Source organism: Bartonella tribocorum, from assembly GCF_002777915.1.
Classification (GTDB): Bacteria; Pseudomonadota; Alphaproteobacteria; order Rhizobiales; family Rhizobiaceae; genus Bartonella; species Bartonella tribocorum_A.
In genome coordinates this window covers 1-1234 of the sequence record NZ_NJGE01000069.1, presented here as the reverse complement: position 1 = coordinate 1234, position 1234 = coordinate 1, and the positions used below count along the sequence as shown (strand labels likewise).

Annotated in this window: 2 protein-coding genes; one reads left to right on the top strand and one right to left on the bottom strand. The window is 31.8% G+C overall.

Annotation, left to right across the window (positions count from 1 at the left end; translation table 11 throughout):
• Positions 1-331, top strand: a 331-nt coding sequence (locus CER18_RS09700) for an autotransporter outer membrane beta-barrel domain-containing protein (protein WP_143242728.1), incomplete at its 5' end; no start/stop codon positions are given.
• Positions 332-531: 200 nt separating this feature from the next.
• Here the strand turns inward: CER18_RS09700 and CER18_RS10340 are convergent.
• Positions 532-684 (bottom strand): hypothetical protein, encoded by a 153-nt coding sequence (locus tag CER18_RS10340; RefSeq protein WP_210199642.1) that lies wholly within the window; start codon positions 682-684, stop codon positions 532-534.
• Between the last annotated feature and the right edge of the window lie 550 nt (positions 685-1234).

The window sequence follows — 1234 nt, the reverse complement described above, 5'->3', positions numbered from 1 at the left end:
TAATCTGACCATTGACATGCAAAATCCTTCTCAATGGTTGATCCGTGTTGGTGGACGTTTAACGAAAACCGTTGCCAGTGAAAACAGCCGTCCTATGTCTTTTTATGGAAAAGTAAACTTGATCAAAACCTTTGGTGATGATCAGGCGCTCCATATTGATAAAGATTATAAACGTGACCCTATGGGTTCTTTCCTTGAAGGTGGCGTTGGCATCAATGCACAATTGTCTGCTAAGCTCTCCCTTCATGGAGATGTCAGCTATCAACAAAAACTACAAAAAACGGGGATAAGTGGAGCAAGTTTTTCAGGTGGAGTACGCTATCAATTTTAAAGCAAAACTGTAAAAATAGCCTATTCAATGTGATAAAAAGGCAGCAATATGCTGCCTTTTCACTTTATCAATCCTGAACACCCCTTTAATAAACCCTATACCTTCTTTATAATACAACTCCCACAGTCCTTCACTCTATCCCCTACCCTTTTTATCAAGAAAAAATGTAAGGTATTTTTATCTAGAATATGTCAAAAGCCCTAAATAACGAAAGCAGAGACCTTTAATAAAGGTACAATTTTATTGGCCAAAGCATCATTCATTTCAAAGCTTTCAACATGAAACGCTGTATGAATTGCGTTTTTCCACTTTAAAATAAGCTTTTCCGCCTTTTCACACGAATTCCGCAGCATATATTTTATTAGCGAATTTATCTATAAAGCTAAGAAAAGTGCATTTTTAGATAATAGACAAATAACAATATTTAAAAAGATCATAATAAAAAGCTCTTTCTTTGCACCCTTGCCTATGTTTATAAATCCCTATTCTTTCAATCAACGATCTTATTACACCATCTATAGGCCTCATTGACTCTTTTCTGCACCAATTTTGAACAAGCCCCCCCTCATACCACGCTCATCTTACAGAAAGAAGACAGAACAATGAAAAAACGATCAAAATCAGTATAATGGAAATGAATTTTTTCAGCGCCATAAGATGCTACCAATCTTAAGATGGTCTATAAAAACAATACCTTTTTATTCTCTTTTCCTTATTTTTTATAAACAGCGCTATTTTCTAATAATTTATTAAGTCGTAAGAATATTCAATATTATAAAATAGTAAGATTTATACTTAATATTTCATATATATTTAAATTATAATATTATTATACAATAAATTATAAAACTAACATTATGGTTTATTTTTATTTAAAAGAATAAATATAGTTATAGATAAAAT

Bases quoted from the DNA above. Each gene is read 5' to 3' on its own strand.
- CER18_RS10340 (WP_210199642.1), bottom strand. From the start codon at position 684: ATGCTGCGGAATTCGTGTGAAAAGGCGGAAAAGCTTATTTTAAAGTGG.